The 16,244-nt window shown below is 66.4% G+C and carries 13 protein-coding genes; 6 read left to right on the top strand and 7 right to left on the bottom strand.

The features are described from left to right. Positions 1-2: 2 nt before the first annotated feature. The 6 genes from M3O59_RS18535 to M3O59_RS18510 form a co-directional block, all read right to left on the bottom strand. Entirely contained in the window at positions 3-2,498 is a 2,496-nt protein-coding gene (locus M3O59_RS18535) for a DNA topoisomerase I (RefSeq protein WP_064629686.1), read from the bottom strand. A 181-nt stretch (positions 2,499-2,679) separates the two neighbouring features. Continuing rightward, positions 2,680-3,954, bottom strand: a complete 1,275-nt coding sequence (locus M3O59_RS18530; protein WP_116905616.1) for an RDD family protein — start codon at positions 3,952-3,954, stop codon at positions 2,680-2,682. A gap of 41 nt (positions 3,955-3,995) precedes the next feature. Beyond that, on the bottom strand, positions 3,996-4,709 hold the full coding sequence (locus M3O59_RS18525) for a pilin (protein WP_116905615.1): 714 nt from the start codon (positions 4,707-4,709) through the stop codon (positions 3,996-3,998). Positions 4,710-4,749: 40 nt separating this feature from the next. Then, entirely contained in the window at positions 4,750-5,223 is a 474-nt protein-coding gene (locus M3O59_RS18520) for a DUF494 family protein (RefSeq protein ID WP_003484452.1), read from the bottom strand. Between the two features lie 42 nt (positions 5,224-5,265). Continuing rightward, positions 5,266-6,411: a DNA-processing protein DprA gene (dprA, locus tag M3O59_RS18515; RefSeq protein ID WP_064629692.1), complete on the bottom strand. Its 1,146-nt coding sequence runs from the start codon at positions 6,409-6,411 to the stop codon at positions 5,266-5,268. Positions 6,412-6,482: 71 nt separating this feature from the next. Further along, positions 6,483-7,619, bottom strand: coding sequence for a LysM peptidoglycan-binding domain-containing protein (locus M3O59_RS18510; RefSeq protein ID WP_116905614.1), 1,137 nt, complete (start codon positions 7,617-7,619; stop codon positions 6,483-6,485). A gap of 131 nt (positions 7,620-7,750) precedes the next feature. On the opposite strand from M3O59_RS18510, the gene def reads away from it, so the two are divergent. The 5 genes from def to M3O59_RS18485 all read left to right on the top strand — a co-directional run bounded on the left by def (position 7,751) and on the right by M3O59_RS18485 (position 14,101). Beyond that, positions 7,751-8,263, top strand: coding sequence for a peptide deformylase (def, locus tag M3O59_RS18505; protein WP_064629696.1), 513 nt, complete (start codon positions 7,751-7,753; stop codon positions 8,261-8,263). 400 nt (positions 8,264-8,663) lie between these two features. Next, the gene (gene fmt, locus M3O59_RS18500; protein WP_116905613.1) at positions 8,664-9,587 is read left to right on the top strand and encodes a methionyl-tRNA formyltransferase; all 924 of its coding nucleotides are present in this window, start codon (positions 8,664-8,666) and stop codon (positions 9,585-9,587) included. Continuing rightward, a complete protein-coding gene (rsmB, locus tag M3O59_RS18495) occupies positions 9,587-10,897 on the top strand; it encodes a 16S rRNA (cytosine(967)-C(5))-methyltransferase RsmB (RefSeq protein ID WP_116905612.1) in 1,311 nt (436 codons plus the stop codon). Before fmt ends, rsmB begins: the two co-directional genes overlap by 1 nt. 48 nt (positions 10,898-10,945) lie before the next feature. Continuing rightward, positions 10,946-12,667: an ArnT family glycosyltransferase gene (locus M3O59_RS18490; RefSeq protein ID WP_116905611.1), complete on the top strand. Its 1,722-nt coding sequence runs from the start codon at positions 10,946-10,948 to the stop codon at positions 12,665-12,667. Between the two features lie 165 nt (positions 12,668-12,832). Next, positions 12,833-14,101, top strand: a complete 1,269-nt coding sequence (locus tag M3O59_RS18485) for an O-antigen ligase family protein (RefSeq protein WP_116905610.1) — start codon at positions 12,833-12,835, stop codon at positions 14,099-14,101. Between the two features lie 199 nt (positions 14,102-14,300). Here M3O59_RS18485 and M3O59_RS18480 read toward each other — a convergent pair whose 3' ends face one another. Next, positions 14,301-15,125: a glycosyltransferase family 2 protein gene (locus tag M3O59_RS18480; RefSeq protein WP_116905609.1), complete on the bottom strand. Its 825-nt coding sequence runs from the start codon at positions 15,123-15,125 to the stop codon at positions 14,301-14,303. Here M3O59_RS18480 and M3O59_RS18475 point away from each other — a divergent pair, their 5' ends adjacent. Next, entirely contained in the window at positions 15,126-16,184 is a 1,059-nt protein-coding gene (locus tag M3O59_RS18475; protein WP_116905608.1) for a CDP-glycerol glycerophosphotransferase family protein, read from the top strand. Positions 16,185-16,244: the final 60 nt, after the last annotated feature.

The following is a 16,244-nucleotide window of genomic DNA, read 5'->3' as shown; positions in this document are numbered from 1 at the left end:
TCTCAGCCTGCGGTCTTGCTCACGGCCTTCTTGACCACGCGCTTGGCGGCCTTCCTGGCAGCGGTCTTCTTGGCCGGGGCCTTTTTTGCAGCGGTTTTGGTGGCGGTTTTCTTGACCGCGGTCTTCTTGGCAGCGTCCTTGGCTTCCTTGGCAGAATCCTTCACCGCATTCTTCTTCAGCGTGGCCTTCTTGGCACCGAAGCCCTTGCGCACCGGCTTGCCGGTATCGGCCAGCAACTGCTGCACTTCTTCGAACGTCAACGATGCCGGCTCGCGATCCTTGGGGATCTTGCCATTGAGCTTGCCATCGCTGATGTACGGGCCGAAGCGGCCGTTGAGCACCTGAATGTCGCTGCCCTCGAATTCCTTGATCACACGATTGCGCGCGATCTCTTCCTTCTCTTCGATCAGGAACACCGCGCGTTCCAGATCGATGGTGTACGGGTCGTCCTCTTTCTTCAGCGAGGCGTACACACTGCCACGGCGGGCGAACGGGCCGAAGCGGCCGATGCCGACGCTGACATCCTGATCCTTGTCCTGGCCCAGCGCGCGCGGCATCTTGAACAGCTCCAGCGCGTCTTGGATCGAGATCGAATAGATGCTCTGGCCCGGCCGCAGCGAGGCGAAAGTGGGCTTTTCTTCGTCTTCGACGGTGCCGATCTGCACCATCGGGCCGAAGCGGCCGATACGCGCGCTGACTTCCTTGCCGCTGACCGGGTCGGCGCCCAGCACGCGCACGCTGCCGGCGTCGGTCTTGTCCAGCGAGTCCTTCTTGTCTTCGACCAGTTCCTTGAACGGGCCCCAGAACTTTTCCATCAACGGGATCCACTCGGCTTCGCCGCGCGACACCGCATCCAGATCGTCTTCCAGATTGGCGGTGAAGTCGTAATCGACGTAGCGGGTGAAATGCCCGGACAGGAACTTGGACACCGCACGGCCGACGTCGGTGGGGCGGAAGCTGCGGCCTTCCATCTCGACGTACTTGCGGAACTGCAGGGTCTGGATGATCGAGGCGTAGGTGGACGGACGACCGATGCCGTATTCCTCCAGCGCCTTGACCAGCGCCGCTTCGGTGAAGCGCGGCGGCGGCTGGGTGAAGTGCTGGTCGGTGACGATGCGGTCCAGCGGGATGTTGTCGCCGGCCTTCATCAACGGCAGCTTGCGGCCTTCGTCCTCGTCCTCGCTGCTCTTGGTGTCCTTGCCTTCTTCGTAGACGGCCAGAAAGCCCGGTACCACCACGGTGGTGCCGCTGGCGCGGAACACATGCGCGCTGCCGGCCGACAGGTCCACGCTGACGGTGTTGAGCGTGGCCGGAATCATCTGGCAGGCCACGGCGCGGCGCCAGATCAATTCGTACAGGCGGCGCTCGTCGTCGGACAAAAAGCGCGCTACCTGCGCCGGTGTGCGCAACGCCGAGGTCGGGCGCACCGCTTCGTGGGCTTCCTGCGCGTTCTTGGATTTGGTGGTGTAGGCGTTGGGCTGGTCCGGCAACGAGGCGGTGCCGAAATCGCGTGCGATCACGTCGCGGATTTCCGCCAGCGCGTCCTGCGACAGGTTGACCGAGTCGGTACGCATATAGCTGATCAAGCCGACCGAGCCTTCATCGCCCAGCGCCACGCCTTCGTACAACTTCTGCGCCACCTGCATGGTCTTGCGGGTGGTGAAGCCGAGCTTGCGCGAGGCTTCCTGCTGCAGCGTGGAGGTGGTGAACGGCGGCGCAGGGCGGCGCTTGCGCTCCTTGCTGGCCACGTCGGTGACATGCAGCACGCCTTGCGCGGCCTGCTGGATGCGCAGCCGCGCCGCTTCGGCGGTGTCGCCGTCGGTGACGGTGAACTGCTCGAATTTCTGCCCGTCCAGCTTGATCAGACGCGCGTTGAACGGCTGCGACGGATGCCGGCAATGCGCATCGATGGACCAGTATTCGCGCGCGATGAAGGCTTCGATCTCTTCTTCGCGCTCGACGATCATGCGCAGTGCCGGCGACTGCACGCGGCCAGCGGACAGGCCGCGCTGCACCTTGCGCCACAGCACCGGCGACAGGTTGAAGCCGACCAGATAATCCAGCGCGCGACGGGCCTGCTGCGCATCCACCAGATCGGCGGCGATCGCGCGCGGCTTGAGCATCGCTTCCTTGATCGCGCGCGGGGTGATCTCGGTGAACACCACCCGCTGCATCGGCTTGTCCTTGAGCAGGCCGCGCTCTTTCAGGATCTCGGCGATGTGCCAGCTGATCGCCTCGCCCTCGCGGTCCGGGTCGGTCGCCAGAAAGATGTCGTCGGCGGTCTTGGCCGCACGCGCAATGGCTTCGACATGCTTTTCGTTCTTTTCGATCAGGTCGTAGCGCATCGCAAAGCCGTTGTCCGGATCGACCGCGCCTTCCTTGGGGACCAGGTCGCGCACGTGCCCATACGAGGCCAGGACGGTGAAGTCCTTGCCGAGGTATTTATTGATCGTCTTGGCCTTGGCGGGCGATTCGACGATGAGCAGGTGCTTGGGCATGGTGGCAACTTCTTGGGGCAAGGCCCGGGGGGCGGGTAGCGTGGCCTAATTGGCCGGTCGAGGGAAGCAGATCGGCCGTTTCCCACACGTTAACGCCCGGGAAGTAGCCCGGGCGTTCAGTTCTATTATTAGAAAGATCACGGCGGACGCCGCCGTGTCAAGCGGCCAGCGCCACGAACTGCTAGTTCTGGCTCATTCCGATGGCTGCCAGCACGAAGGCCAAGGCCACCACTGACAGCACCAGGATCACCCCGTAAATGGCCAGCACCACGATGGAGACCGTATCCAGACCCCTGGATTGGCGTTCCGGGTGGTCGGTGAAGGCCCAGCGGTCCACCACCAGGGTGTCGCACAGCTTGTCGTGCGGAGTCTGCTTGCGCTCGGTCATGCCGGCCATGAATGCCGCCACGATCGCGCCGATGCCCAAGGTGAGTACGCTGATCAGCATGTAGGCCAGGTAGCGCAGCACGTTGCGCCAGAACCCGACCCGAGCGCCATTGCTGTCTGCACGCACCAGTTTGATGCCGCAGGCGAGCTTGCCCAGGCTGGCCTGATGCCGGCTGGACTGCATCCAGGCGAAATACAGCGTCGGGATGGCCAGGCCGATGCCGTAGGACATCACCAGGATCGCAATGCCGAGCGCGCTGCCGTCGTCCAGCGCCGAACCGGAATCGCCCCGGGTGGTCAGCAGCGCCACGACGAAGGCCAGCGGGATCACGATCAGGTACACCGCAAAGGTGGTGATCAGGCTGTCGAGGATGCTGGCGGCCACGCGCCGCCACAGGCCGGCGTAGACGACAGGGCCGTCCTGCAGCGCAGCGCTTGCGGCAGGCGCGGCCAGGGCCGGGGCATCCCATGCGCTGGGAAGCGGGGCGATCGCAGCTGCTGGCGCGTATCCCGGCGTGTGTGTCGCGTCCGGCGTCTTGCTCAGGCTAGGACCGGAGGCCAGTGGCGTGGTCGCCGCCTCTGCCGGTGCGATGGACCACGTCGACGGATCTGACGATGGGGCTGGGTCGCGTGGCGGATGCAGCGGGGAGTCGACCGATGCAGGGCGATCGGCACCGTCGGTAAGGGCATCGCCAGCACTGGCAACGCCGCCAGCATCGGCAACCATCACGGGCCCGTGCGATGCCTCGGCAGCGTGGTCATTGATCGGCAAGGTCGCCGCTGGCGACGCGGTGGTCGGCGCACTGTCTGCAGGGGAGGCCGCCGGCGGTGGCGCATCGACCGGCGCATCCACGCGCGTCGGGCCGCTGGCCTGCGCGGCTGCGGACACCGTATGGTCCAGGCCCAGCTCGGCCGCGACCTCGTGCAGTGCGACCCACTGCGGCAGGCCTTCGCGCCAGACCAGGCTGGAGCGGTCGATGATGCCCTGCGACAGGCGCGCGGCAAGCGTGTCCGTGTCCACCGGCCCCTGGCGTTGCCGCTGTGCATCGGCGTAATACCACTGCGTCATGTTGTCCCCTTGAGGTGTAGCGATTGGCGTGCTGCAGGCGGTCAGCCGCGGCAATCCGGCGGAAGTTGGGTGTCGTCGATTTCCGAGCTGCAGTTCCAGCTGCCGGCATCCGCATCCAGATCCAGCCACAGCGCCTTGCCGTCGATTCTGGCCGACTTGGGCGCATGGATGACGGCTTGGATGCCGCATTCGGTGGTCTCGAAACGGCCGATGCGCACGCTGCTCAACCGCTCGCTTGCGTACTGCTCGGGCTGCTTGAAGCCAGGGTCGTCATTGACCGGGCAGCGGCCTTCGCTTGCAAGAAATTCGGCGATTTGCGGCTTTAACGGTGCCAGTTCGCCAATCGCTTCGGCCACCTTGGCGCGGCCCAGATAATCGTTGTAAGCCGGGAACGCGATCGCGGCGAGGATCCCGATCACCCCGACCACCACAAAGACGCCGACCACCGCGACGAGCACCGCAACCACCGGCCAGCCAGTGGTGTGGCTGCGCGGGTGCGCTGGAGCTAGGGGCGGATGGCCAAGCGGCGCCGCAGCGGGCGGCAATGGCGGCGGCGCAGCCACATGCATGTCAGTGGAAACCAGCGGGCCCAGGGTGTCGGCGCAGGCGGACAGCGGCAGCCAGTGGTCCAGCCCCTCGCGCCAGACCAGCGTGTCCAGGGCGATCAGACGATCGCGATACAGGCCCAGCAAGGCGTCTTCGGCCACCGGACCGTGCCGATGGCGGTTGCCATCGGCGTAATACCAACTGCGCATCCCCGTTCCCCTGCACGCACGTCCGTGGCGGCTTCAGTTCTCAGTGTACGGGTTCAGGCTCGTCCAGGAACATCTGGGTTTCCATCCAGGCGTAGGCCGCCTCGGCGCCGGGCTGGTTGAACAACACCATCAGCACCACCCACTTGAGATCGTCCAGATCCAGTTCGTCCTGGTCCAGCGCCATGGCGCGGTCCAGCACCAACTCGCGCTGGTCGGCATCGAGAATGCGGTGTTGCTCGAGGAACAGCAGAAACCCGCGGCAATCCACGTCGAGCTTGTCCAGCTCGGGCCCGTGATAGATACGCACCGGTCCATCGACATGCGGGCGCGCCACGCTGGGCCGCTGCTCGGAAAGCGCGTCCAGCCAATCGAAGGCCTTGCTGATTTCTGCGGGACTGAAGCCGGCCTGGATCAGGCCATTCTGAAGCGAGTCACGGTCACGGACCAAGTCCGCGTCTTCGCTGAAATAATGTTCAAACAGGTACAGCAGTACATCGAGAATGCTCTCTTTCATTGCCCTCGGCCTGCGTCGCGCGACGCTGTGGAGGTGAAGAAACTAAGGATTGCGGGTATAGCGACCGTGCTCGGTGACCACGTCTCCCTCCAGTTCCATGATGAGCAGCATGGAGGACAGCGCGGCGGCCGTCAATCCGGTGCGCTGCACCAATGAATCCATAGGGGTTGGGTCGTGGCCCAGTGCTTGCCACAAGCGCTGGTAGTCCGGATCGGAGCGGGCAACACCGGCGCCAGCGCCGGTCGTTGTCTTCCTGCGCAACTCAGTGGGGGCGGCCAGGCGCTCGCGCAAGGCGCTGGCCAGTTCGCCCGACAGCACGCCCAGCCCGTCGATGACCTGGGACGGCTCCTGCGCCAAGGTGGCACCTTGCCGGATCAGGTGGTGACAGCCGCGCGCGAGCGGATTGTGCAGCGAGCCGGGCAGGGCGAACACCTCGCGCCCGGCTTCGGCAGCCAGCCGGGCGGTGATCAGCGCGCCCGAGCGCATCGCCGCTTCGACCACCAGCGTTCCCAGCGCCAGCCCGGCGATGATCCGGTTACGGGCCGGAAAGTGCGCCGCGACCGGGGCGGTGCCCGGCAGATATTCGCTGACCACCGCGCCGCGTTCGGCGATGCGATCGCGCAAACCCTGGTGCCGCTCGGGATAGGCCACATCGGTACCGGTGCCGACCACCGCCACGGTGATGCCATCACGCTGGGTCAGTGCGGCCTCGTGCGCGATCGCATCCACGCCTGCGGCCATGCCGCTGACGATGCTCAGCCCGGCGCTGGCAAGGCTCGAAGCGAACGCGCGGGTGTGGTCGCGGCCGCCGGCGGTGGCCGAGCGGCTGCCGACCACCGCCACCCCCGGGTGCCAGAGCGCGTTGGGGTCACCGTCCACGAACAGGGCCATCGGCGGGTTGGCGATATGACGCAGCAGGGCCGGGTAGTCGGGATCGCACCAGCTGAGCAGGTGGTGTCCGGGTTGCCCGCACCAGCGCAGCGCAGCGTCGAGCGCACGCGAGTCAGGGGTTTGCAGCAGCGCTGATTGAAGTTCGTCGCAGCCGGCGGATCGCCACGCCTCGGGGCCGGCCGCCAGCATCTGGGCGGTCGACGCGAAGGTAGTCAGCAATGCCTTGCGTGGTGGGGTGCGGCCGCCTGCCAGCAGCAGGATCAGCAATGCGCGCAGGTCGGGAGCAGTCAGGGCCATGCACCAAGGCTAGGCCGCAAACGACGACGGCGCCCTCGGGCGCCGTCGCGTTACTGCATCGGAACTTTCGCTTACTGCGCGTCAGGATGCTTGACGAAATAGCCCAGGCCGGTCGGCTTGACGCTTTCCATCACCAACGCATAGCTGACCTTGTCGAAGGTGCGGAACACCATCGCATGCGAGGCGTATTCGTCGGGCAGGCCGACGGTGGAGCCGGCCGGGGCGCTGAAATCATCGTCGGTCCGCGAAAAGCGCGAGTGCTTGACGCGGTCGCTGACGGTGCGGCCCTTGCGCCAGACCGAAAACACGGTGCCGTTGTTGATGCCTTCGCGGGCGCCGCCGGAGATTGCGATCACGTCGCGGGTGCCGCCGACGATGAAGGCGTCGGAGATGGCCAGCACGCGCAGTTCGGTCTGCAGCGCCTGTTCCGACGGCGGGTGCGGGATGAACTGCAGGTCGTACGGCTGTGCTTCGACGGCCACGATGCGATCGCCGGCGCGCACTTCGCGGCCGCTGTCCTGCAGCAGCAACGTGGCTGCCTTGGAGTTGCCGCCTGCTGCGCTGCGGGTGATGGTGCCGACGTTGACCTGCGCCATCTCGTAGCCGAGGAACTCACGGCGCGTGCTCGGCGCGATGAAGTTCTTCCAGATGTTGCCGGAGCCGGCGGTGATGTTGCCCGCCATGTCCAGGTCTTCGTTGTGCTTGGGCAGGCTGAACTTCACGGTCGGGCGAACCACCGCAAAGCGCTGGCCCGGCTGCGCGTCTTCCAGGCCGACCACGTAAGCGACCTGGCCGGTAGTGGCGCGCGAGCGGCCGCCTTCCAGACCGACCACGTACGGCAGTTCGTCGAAGTCTTCGACCACGCGCAGGTTCTTCAGGAACGGCTCGACGTCGGCCAGCGGAATGGCATTGATCGGCGCTTCCTGGCGCGGGCCGGGCTGGATCGTGCCTTTGCCGACGCGGTCCAGATAGGCCAGGCTGATCACGTCACCGGGATAAATCAGGTGCGGATTCTGGATCTGCGGATTGGCTTGCCAGATTTCCGGCCACAGCCATGGTTTTTGCAGAAAACGCCCAGCGATGTCCCACAAGGTATCGCCCTTGCGGACCACATAGGTGTCTGGATGCTCGCCCACCGCTTGCGCGGCAGCGTAGGTCGCGACGGTCAGCATCGCCGCAGCGACGACCGTACGAAGTCGGTTCAACATGAGTGCCTTCTTGCCTGATTCCCCAACAGGTCCGCGCACTATAGTCCAGAAACCGGGGCGCCACGCAAGCATTGCGCTAGAATGAGACCGTCTTGCCGGCGCCGCGCCGGTGTTCCCAGACGGGTAACCCCATGGCTTTGCTCCCTATTCTTGAGTTTCCCGACCCGCGGCTGCGCACCAAGGCCGTGCCGGTCGATGCTGCCGAGCTCACCAGCCCGGCGTTCCAGACGCTGCTGGATGACATGTTCCAGACCATGTACGAGGCGCCCGGCATCGGCCTGGCCGCCAGTCAGGTGGACGTGCACAAGCGTTTCATGGTGATCGACGTCAGCGACGAAAAGAACCTGCCGCAGGTGTTCGTCAACCCGGAGATCGTGAGCAAACAGGGCGAGCAGTTGTATCAGGAAGGCTGCCTGTCGGTGCCGGGCATCTACGCCGATGTCAGCCGCGCCGATGCGATCACGGTGCGCTATCTCGACCGTCGGGGCCAGGCGCAGGAACTGCAGACCGATGGCCTGCTGGCCGTGTGCATCCAGCACGAGATGGACCACCTGGACGGCAAGCTGTTCGTGGATTATCTCTCACCGCTCAAGCGCGAAATGGTGCGCAAGAAGCTGGCCAAACAGCGCAAGCATGTGGCTTGAGGGCTTGAGGGCTGGGAGCGGGGATTTGGGATTGGCAAAAGCAGGTTTTTGCGGGTTGTTGAGTCGCCTGGTTCCACATCCTTGAGCGCGAATCGCGGTGCGATCTGATGGCTATGCCGGCACATCGCGATTACGCCAAGTCCGGGGGCGGATAGCCTTGAAACCTTAGGCGCGGAATTTGTGATCGATAATCCGCTGCCTATTGCGGGCATCAAATTCTCGGATGCAACTCCCGCTTCTCCGTGGACTCGATTGATCATGGGGCACATGGGTTCCGGCACAGGTTTGCCAAACTTCCAGCGTCAATCCCGCTCTCCCCTCTCAGCCCCACGCTACTCCCGCCCCGGCCAGCACCTCCGCCGTTGCGAATCCCCACTCCCGAATCCAACATCCCAGCCCTATGAGAATTGTCTTTGCCGGTACGCCGGATTTCGCTGTCGCTTCGTTGCGCGCTGCCGCGCAGCGGCATGAAGTGGTGGCGGTCTATACCCAGCCGGATCGGCCCGCCGGGCGCGGCCGCGGGCTGACGCCGTCGCCGGTCAAGATCGAGGCGAACGCGCGCGGCATTCCGGTGTTTCAGCCGCAGACGCTGCGTTCGCCCGAGGCGCTGGCCACGCTGCGTGCGCTCAATGCGGACCTGATGGTGGTGGTGGCCTACGGGTTGATCCTGCCCAAGGCAGTGCTGGCCGCGCCGACCCACGGCTGCTGGAACGTGCATGCCTCGCTGTTGCCGCGCTGGCGTGGCGCCGCGCCGATCCAGCGCGCGATCGAGGCCGGCGATACCGCGACCGGCGTGTGCCTGATGCAGATGGAAGCCGGCCTGGACACCGGCCCGGTGCTGCTGTCGCAGCGCATCGAGATCGGCGAACAGGAAACCGGTGGGCAGTTGCACGACCGGCTGGCCGCGCTGGGCGCGCAGGTGCTGTCCGATGGCCTGGGCCTGCTGCGTGCCGGCATCCGCCCGGTGGCGCAACCGCAGCCGGCCGAGGGCGTCACTTACGCACACAAGCTGGACAAGGCGCAGGCGCGCTTGGATTGGGCGCAGCCGGCGCATGAGCTGGCGCGGCGCGTGCGCGCGTTCAACCCGTGGCCGGTGGCCGAAGCCACGCTGGCCGGCGAGCGGGTGCGCCTGCATGGCGCAGTGGCGCTTGAGTTGGCGCATCAACAGCCGCCGGGCACGCTGCTGGCGGCCAGCAAGCAGGGCATCGACATCGCCTGCGGGCAGGGTGCGCTAAGGGTGCGCGTGCTGCAGCGCGAGGGCGGCAAGGCGATCACCGCTGCCGACTACCTCAACGCGCGCCGCGATCTGTTGGCGCGGCGCTGATGTCGAGCGAGCCTGCAACTGCCGGCGTCGCTTCGCGCCTGGCTGCCGCACGCGTGCTGACGGCGGTGTTCGACCAGGGCCGTTCGTTGAAGGCCGAACTGGCCGCGACCTTGCCCGGCATTGACGATCCGCGCGACCGCGCATTGGTGGAGGCGATCTGCTTCGCGGTCATCCGCCGCCGCCCGGCCTATGACGTGGCGTTGCGGCAATGGCTGGAGCGTCCGCTGCCGCCGCGCGACGCCGAACTCAAGGCGCTGCTGATGGTCGGCTTCGCCCAGCTCGACGTGCTGCAACTTCCGGCGCATGCGGCGCTGTCGGCCACCGTGGATGCGTGCCGCGCGCTGGGCCGGCCACGCCAGGCCGGCATGGTCAATGCGATTTTGCGACGCGCCCAGCGCGAGGGGTTCCCGGCGGTGTCGGACGACGCCGGTTGGCCGTCGTGGCTGCGCAAGCAGTTGCGCGCGGACTGGGGCGAGCGTGCGGAAGGCATTTTCACCGCAAGTGCGCAGATGGCGCCGATGTGGCTGCGTGTGCAGCGGTCGCGCACCGATCCTGCGGCGTATGTGGCCCGGCTGGCCGAGCTGGGCATCGCCGCGCAAACCGATGCGGTGTTGCCGGATGCGGTGCGCCTGCACGGCGCGGTACCGGTAAGTCAGTTGCCGGGCTTTGCCGAAGGCGATGTCTCGGTGCAGGACGGCGCTGCGCAGCAGGTGGCCGATGCGCTGACGCTGGCGCCTGCGGCACGTGTGCTCGATGCGTGCGCCGCGCCCGGCGGCAAGGCGGCGCATCTGCTGGAACGTTTTCCGGGTCTGCAGCTCACTGCGCTGGATGTGGATGCACGCCGCCTGGAGCGCGTGCAGCAGACCCTGCAGCGCACCGTGCCAGAGGCACAGGTCGCGTTGCATGCGGCCGATGCCGCCGACACCGATGCGTGGTGGGACGGTCAGCCGTTCGATGCGGTGCTGCTGGACGCGCCGTGTTCGGCCACCGGCGTGGTGCGTCGTCAGCCGGATGTGCTGCTGCACCGGCGTGCCGACGATATCGATGCCTTGTCGGCCTTGCAGGCGCGCCTGCTCGATGCGACCTGGCGCACCCTGCGCCCGGGCGGGCAGTTGCTCTACACCACCTGCTCATTGTTGGCGCGCGAGAACCAGGCACAGGTGGATGCATTCCTGCAACGCACGCCCGATGCGCAGACGCAGCCGTTGGGTGCGCAGTTCGGGCATGCGGCTGGCCCCGGGCGTCAGCGATTTCCAGGCGAGCAGCACTGCGACGGATTTTTCTACGCGCTTTTGCTAAAAGCTTCCTGATCGCGCGCCGCATCGGCGCTCTACCTGCTACCTCCATTGCGCCTCGATATGCTCAAGACCCGTGCCTCCAAAGATGTCTGGCTGCTGGCCATCACCGCTGTCCTGGTGATCGGTGCCGGGTTGGGACTGCGCGACCCCTGGCCGGCGGACGAGCCGCGCTTTGCGCTGGTCGCCAAGCAGATGGTGATGAGCGGGGACTGGTTGTTCCCGCATCGCGGCAACGAGCTGTATTCGGACAAGCCGCCAATGCTGATGTGGCTGCAGGCGCTGTTCTATACGTTGCTGGGCAACTGGCGGGTGGCGTTCCTGCTGCCGTCGCTGCTGGCGGCGCTGGGCACATTGGCCTGCGTCTACGACCTTGGCCGGCGCCTGTGGACCCGGCGCGTCGGGGTCTATGCGGCCTGGATGCTGTTGTTCACGCTGCACTTCACCTTCCAGGCCAAGAAGGCGCAGATCGACCCGCTGGTGGTGTTCTGGATCACCCTGGCCAATTACGGCCTGCTGCGGCATCTGTTGCTGGGCCCGGCCTGGCGCTGGTGGACGCTGGGCTGGTTTGCCGCCGGGTTGGGCGTGATCACCAAGGGTGTGGGCATCATCGCGCTGCTGATGCTGATCCCGGCCGGGATTGCCGCAGCGCGCGGCTGGCCGGGGGTGCGCGTGCATGTGCGCGACCGGCGCTTCTGGTTGGGGCCGCTGTTTTTCTTCGTGGCGATCCTGCTGTGGTTCGTGCCGATGATGGTGACCGCGCTGACTGCCGGTCAGCCCGAATATCGCGTCTATCTCAACGACATCCTGCTGCGCCAGACCGCCAAGCGCTACGCCAGCTCCTGGGACCACGCCCAGCCGGTCTGGTACCACCTGCAAAGCATGGCCACGATGTGGCTGCCGACCATCCTGCTGCTGCCGTGGGCAATCCCGGCGTGGCGGCGCCGGCTCACGCGGCGCGACCCGCGCTACTTGCTGCCACTGGCCTGGTGGCTGCTGGTGCTGGTGTTCTTCACCATCCCCAGCGGCAAGCGCGATGTCTACATCCTGCCGGCGCTGCCGATGTTCTGCCTGGCGCTGGCGCCGCTGGTGCCAGGCCTGTTGCGCCGGGCTGGCGTGCAGCGGCTGCTGTTCGGGTTCGGAGTGCTGTTGACGGTGGCCTTCGTTGCCAGCGGTGCGGCGATGCTGATCGGGCATCCGGGCTTCGAGCAGAAAATCATGGACAGCCGCGGAGTGGGCAGCGAAACCACCGACCCGCTGGGCTGGCTGCTGCTGGCGGTGGGTACCTGGGGCATCGCCAGCCTGCTGTTGCTGCGTGTGCGCCGCTCCGCGTTGGCGGTGATCTCATTGCTTGGCGCGTGGTGGGTGGCGTTCGGGCTGGTCTGCTACCCGATCTTCAACGATTCCAGCTCGTCGGGCGCGGTGATGCGCGAGGCCGGGCGCCGCATCGGCCCGGATGCGCAGCTTGGGCTGGTGGCATGGAAGGAGCAGAACCTGCTGATGGCCGACCGCCCGGCGCAGACCTTTGGCTTCAAGGTGCCGTGGGAAACGCAATTGCAGCGCGGCGTGGCCTGGCAGGCAGCGCACCCCGGCCAACGCTGGCTGATGGCGCAGGAGACCGCCTTGCTGGCCTGCGTGGATCGCAGCCGCAGCCAGCTGGTGGGCGTGGCCAACCGCCGGCGCTGGTGGCTGGTGCCGGGCGATGCGGTGCGCAGCCACTGCGTGGCCAGCTCCAGCGAGCGCGCGGTGGAAGAAAAAGAGCAGGGCAACCTGGATACCGAATGAGTCAGCAGAACCCACCGGCACAGGCATGTACGAGGTGTCATTTGTACGGCGTCAATGCGACCAATGGCGGCTGTCTAGCAGGGATTCATGCGGCGCATCGTTAGCTTGGCCGGCGTTGCCGCTGCCTGGCCCCTGTGTTGCCTCCCTTCCGCCACCGATCTTTCGATGAATTCCTTGCGTACCCAGCCCGCATCGCTCTCGCCGTCTGCCCCGATCACGTCGCGGGCAGGCGGACGCATCGCCGAGCTGGGCGTGTTCGTGTTGACCGCGCTGGTGGTCAGCATGCCGAGCGGGCTGCTGCCGTTCGGCCTGTGCCTGCTGCTTGGTTCGCTGGTCGGCTGGCGCAGCCTGCGTGACGGCATTGCTGCGGGCGATCGGTCGTTACGCGTGGTGGGGTGGCTGACGGTGGCGGTGATTGCGATGTCGCTGCTGTCGATCGCCTTGTTCGAACACGGGCTGCGCGATGTGGACAACCGCTCGCGCTTCCTGGTGCTGCCATGGGCGGCGCTATGGGCATACGCGTTGCAGCCGCGCCAGGTATGGCTGTGGCGCGGCGCATTGGCGGGCGTGTTCGCGGCGATGTTGATCGCGTTGTTGCAGGTAATGAACGGCGCCGCCCGCGCCGAAGGCTTCACCAACGCGATTGTGTTCGCCGACATCGCGCTGATGTTGCTTGTGGTGGCGGTGTTCTGCCGCCCGGCCGGCAATGTGCGGTGGTTGGTGGGCGCTGCATTCGCCACGGTGGCGGTGATCGTGCTCAGCGGCAGCCGTGGGGTGTGGTTGTCGCTGCTGGCCACGCTGGGCGTGCTGATCTGGGGCGCGCCGTGGCAGAGCGCGCGCATGCGCTTGCTGACCTTCATCGGCAGCGCGGTGCTGGCGGTGGGCGTTTTACTCAGCGTGCCGGCACTGACCGACCAGATGCGCCTGGGCGAACTACAGAGCGACCTGCAGCGTTACGAAGTCGGTGACAGCGATTCCTCGGCAGGCGCGCGCATCGAACGCCTGCACGTGGCCTGGGACACCTTGAAGGCGCATCCGCTGATCGGCGTGGGCGTTGGCCGTTTCGACGATGCCATGCATGACCTGCCGGCCTGTGCCGCCGACCCGGCCTTGTTCCGTTGCCATCTGGGGCACGCGCACAACGATCTGGCCGAATGGGGCGCCACCCAGGGCGTACCCGGCCTGTTGCTGCTGATTGCCGTCTACGGCGTGCCGCTGTGGGTGTTCGTGCGGCTGCACCGGCGCAGCGGGCAGAAGCAGTTCCGTGGCCCGGCCGCGGCCGGGGTCATGATCGTGATCAGTTACGCGTTGTGCGGGCTGACCCAGTCGATGTTCGCGCACCAGGTGGCAGCTAGCTTTTACACCGCCATGGTCGGCGTGCTGGTGGGTCTGGCGGCGCGGCAGGCCGCGCACGGTGTGGCGAGTACTCGCTAGCAGCGGTTGATCAGCCGGCTGCAGGTGGTGGATGCGCAAGCAGTGCGCGCGTTGAGCGACTGATAAACCACCGCGCAGACGCCGAATAGGCGCAGTTGCTGCGGAAATCGGCATGTCTTACGTATGCACGCCGACGTCGACGCACCGTTCGCGCCGCCCGCAGCGGCGTGACGGCCACTCGCCATCTTTTTAACCGCACCTACTCGCCACGCTGCTCCGGCACACGCGGCGGGTCCTGCACCGGTTGGTTGTGCTGCAACAGCCACAGCATGATGGTCTTCTGGCGCACGTAGTTGGCGCGCACGTAGGCGTAGATCAGCCCATGCCAGCCATCGCGAAAGCCGCCACGCAGCAGATAGCCGCGCCAGAAGCGCCAGGCCGGCGCCAGCACCAGCTTGCTCCAGGTGGCGCGCTTGCCGCGTGCGTGTTCGTGTTCGGCCATCATCTGCGCGTAGCGCTGGGTTTTGGCCAGCTGCTGCATCAGCGAGCGGTACGGGTAATGGATCAGATCGCCCGCCAGTGTCGCCACGGCGCCATCCACGCTGGCGGCCTCATGGATTTCGCGCTTGCCGCGCCAGCCGCCACGGCGCCGATCGAACAGGCGCAGCACGCGGTCCGGATAGGCGTTGCCGTGGCGCAGGAAGCGCCCGAAGTAATCCGATAGCCGTGCGAAGCGATAGCCGGCCGCAGTGGCGAAACCGCCATCGCGCGCAGCAATGATCGCCGCACGCAGTTCATCGCTGATACGTTCGTCGGCGTCCAGGCACAGCACCCAGTCATGGCTGGCCTGTGCAACGCAAAATGCCTTCTGGCTGCGGTAGCCATCGAAGGCGCGTTGCAGCACGCGCGCGCCGTGTTCGCTGGCGATGGCTGCGGTGGCATCGGTGGAGCCGGAGTCCACCACCACGATCTCGTCGCAGAATGCCAGCGAGGTCAGACAGTCGCGTAGGCGATCGGCCTCGTTGAACGTGATAATGCAAGCGCAAATGCGAGGCCGTTCGTCGGGTGCGGTCGAAGAGGACATGTGATGGCCGATTACCTGCTGTTCGCAACGGAGCGTTACGCGTTGCCTATTCTGGCGCCATTGGCGCAGGCATTACAGGCCTGCGGGCATGCAGTGTCGGCCTGGTTCGAAGGCGGCGCACGCGGGCTGGCGCTGCCGGGCGTGCGCGAAGTCGGCTTGCGCGAGGCGCTGGCGTTGCGTCCGCGTGCGGTGTTCAGCGCGGCCAACTGGGTGCCGCCGTTTATTTCAGGCGCCAAAGTGCAGCTTTTTCACGGTTTCAATGTGCAAAAGCGCGAGGACAATCGCGGCCATTTCCGGGTGCGCGGCCTGTTCGATCTGTATTGCACGCAAGGCCCGGCGACCACTGCGCCATTTCGTGCACTGGCGCAGCGCGAGGGCCACTTTGCGGTGGTGGAAACCGGCTGGCCCAAGCTCGACCCGGTCTTTCGCGACGATGGCGGCCGTAGCGCCGCATTGCGCGCGCCGGCCGCTGGCCGCCCGGTGATCCTGTTCGGCTCCACCTTTACCGAGCGGCTGAGTGCGGCGCCTGCGCTCTACGACGAGATTGCCGCCGATATCGCGCGCGGCGCACACTATTGGCTGCTGACCTTGCACCCGAAGTGCGCACCGGAGCTGTTCGATCGTTATAGCGCACTGGCCGGCGCCAACGCGCGTTTCGTCGAACCCGAAGAGGTCATGGCTGCGCAGCGCGCGGCCGATGTGCTGGTCTCGGATACCTCATCGATCGTGTCCGAGTTCGTGGTGCAGCATAAACCGGTGGTGACCTTTCGCAACCGCGTGCCGCAGCCGCACATGCTCGACTTCCAGCAGGCCGAGCAGTTGCCGCAGCAGCTGGCACGCGCACTGGACCCGGACGCGGCGTTACGCAGCGCACTCGCCAGTTACGCCGATGCAATCCATCCGTATCGCGACGGGCACTCTTCGGAGCGGGTGATTGCCGCCACCGAGGACTTTATCGCCGGCAAGCTCGGCGTGCTGCGGCGTAAGCCGGTGGGTGCGTTGTGGCGCGGGCTGCAGATCCGTCGCGAGCTCGGGTATTGGGGTCCGTCGCAGCGTTGATCGCTGCCAATTGAGCGTTGACGAGAGGCTGCTGCTGAGCGGTTGACCCAATCCCGGTTC

This window comes from Xanthomonas nasturtii, from assembly GCF_023337365.3.
Classification (GTDB): Bacteria; Pseudomonadota; Gammaproteobacteria; order Xanthomonadales; family Xanthomonadaceae; genus Xanthomonas; species Xanthomonas nasturtii.
Note: the sequence above shows the minus strand (reverse complement) of the source record. Positions and strands in the feature narration are given on the sequence as shown.

What these genes read in the sequence shown, in the direction of transcription:
- M3O59_RS18535 (WP_064629686.1), bottom strand. Translation starts at nt 2,498, where the DNA reads ATGCCCAAGCACCTGCTCATCGTCGAATCGCCCGCCAAGGCCAAGACG.
- M3O59_RS18530 (WP_116905616.1), bottom strand. Translation starts at nt 3,954, where the DNA reads ATGACGCAGTGGTATTACGCCGATGCACAGCGGCAACGCCAGGGGCCG.
- M3O59_RS18525 (WP_116905615.1), bottom strand. Translation starts at nt 4,709, where the DNA reads ATGCGCAGTTGGTATTACGCCGATGGCAACCGCCATCGGCACGGTCCG.
- M3O59_RS18520 (WP_003484452.1), bottom strand. Translation starts at nt 5,223, where the DNA reads ATGAAAGAGAGCATTCTCGATGTACTGCTGTACCTGTTTGAACATTAT.
- dprA (WP_064629692.1), bottom strand. Translation starts at nt 6,411, where the DNA reads ATGGCCCTGACTGCTCCCGACCTGCGCGCATTGCTGATCCTGCTGCTG.
- M3O59_RS18510 (WP_116905614.1), bottom strand. Translation starts at nt 7,619, where the DNA reads ATGTTGAACCGACTTCGTACGGTCGTCGCTGCGGCGATGCTGACCGTC.
- def (WP_064629696.1), top strand. Translation starts at nt 7,751, where the DNA reads ATGGCTTTGCTCCCTATTCTTGAGTTTCCCGACCCGCGGCTGCGCACC.
- fmt (WP_116905613.1), top strand. Translation starts at nt 8,664, where the DNA reads ATGAGAATTGTCTTTGCCGGTACGCCGGATTTCGCTGTCGCTTCGTTG.
- rsmB (WP_116905612.1), top strand. Translation starts at nt 9,587, where the DNA reads ATGTCGAGCGAGCCTGCAACTGCCGGCGTCGCTTCGCGCCTGGCTGCC.
- M3O59_RS18490 (WP_116905611.1), top strand. Translation starts at nt 10,946, where the DNA reads ATGCTCAAGACCCGTGCCTCCAAAGATGTCTGGCTGCTGGCCATCACC.
- M3O59_RS18485 (WP_116905610.1), top strand. Translation starts at nt 12,833, where the DNA reads ATGAATTCCTTGCGTACCCAGCCCGCATCGCTCTCGCCGTCTGCCCCG.
- M3O59_RS18480 (WP_116905609.1), bottom strand. Translation starts at nt 15,125, where the DNA reads ATGTCCTCTTCGACCGCACCCGACGAACGGCCTCGCATTTGCGCTTGC.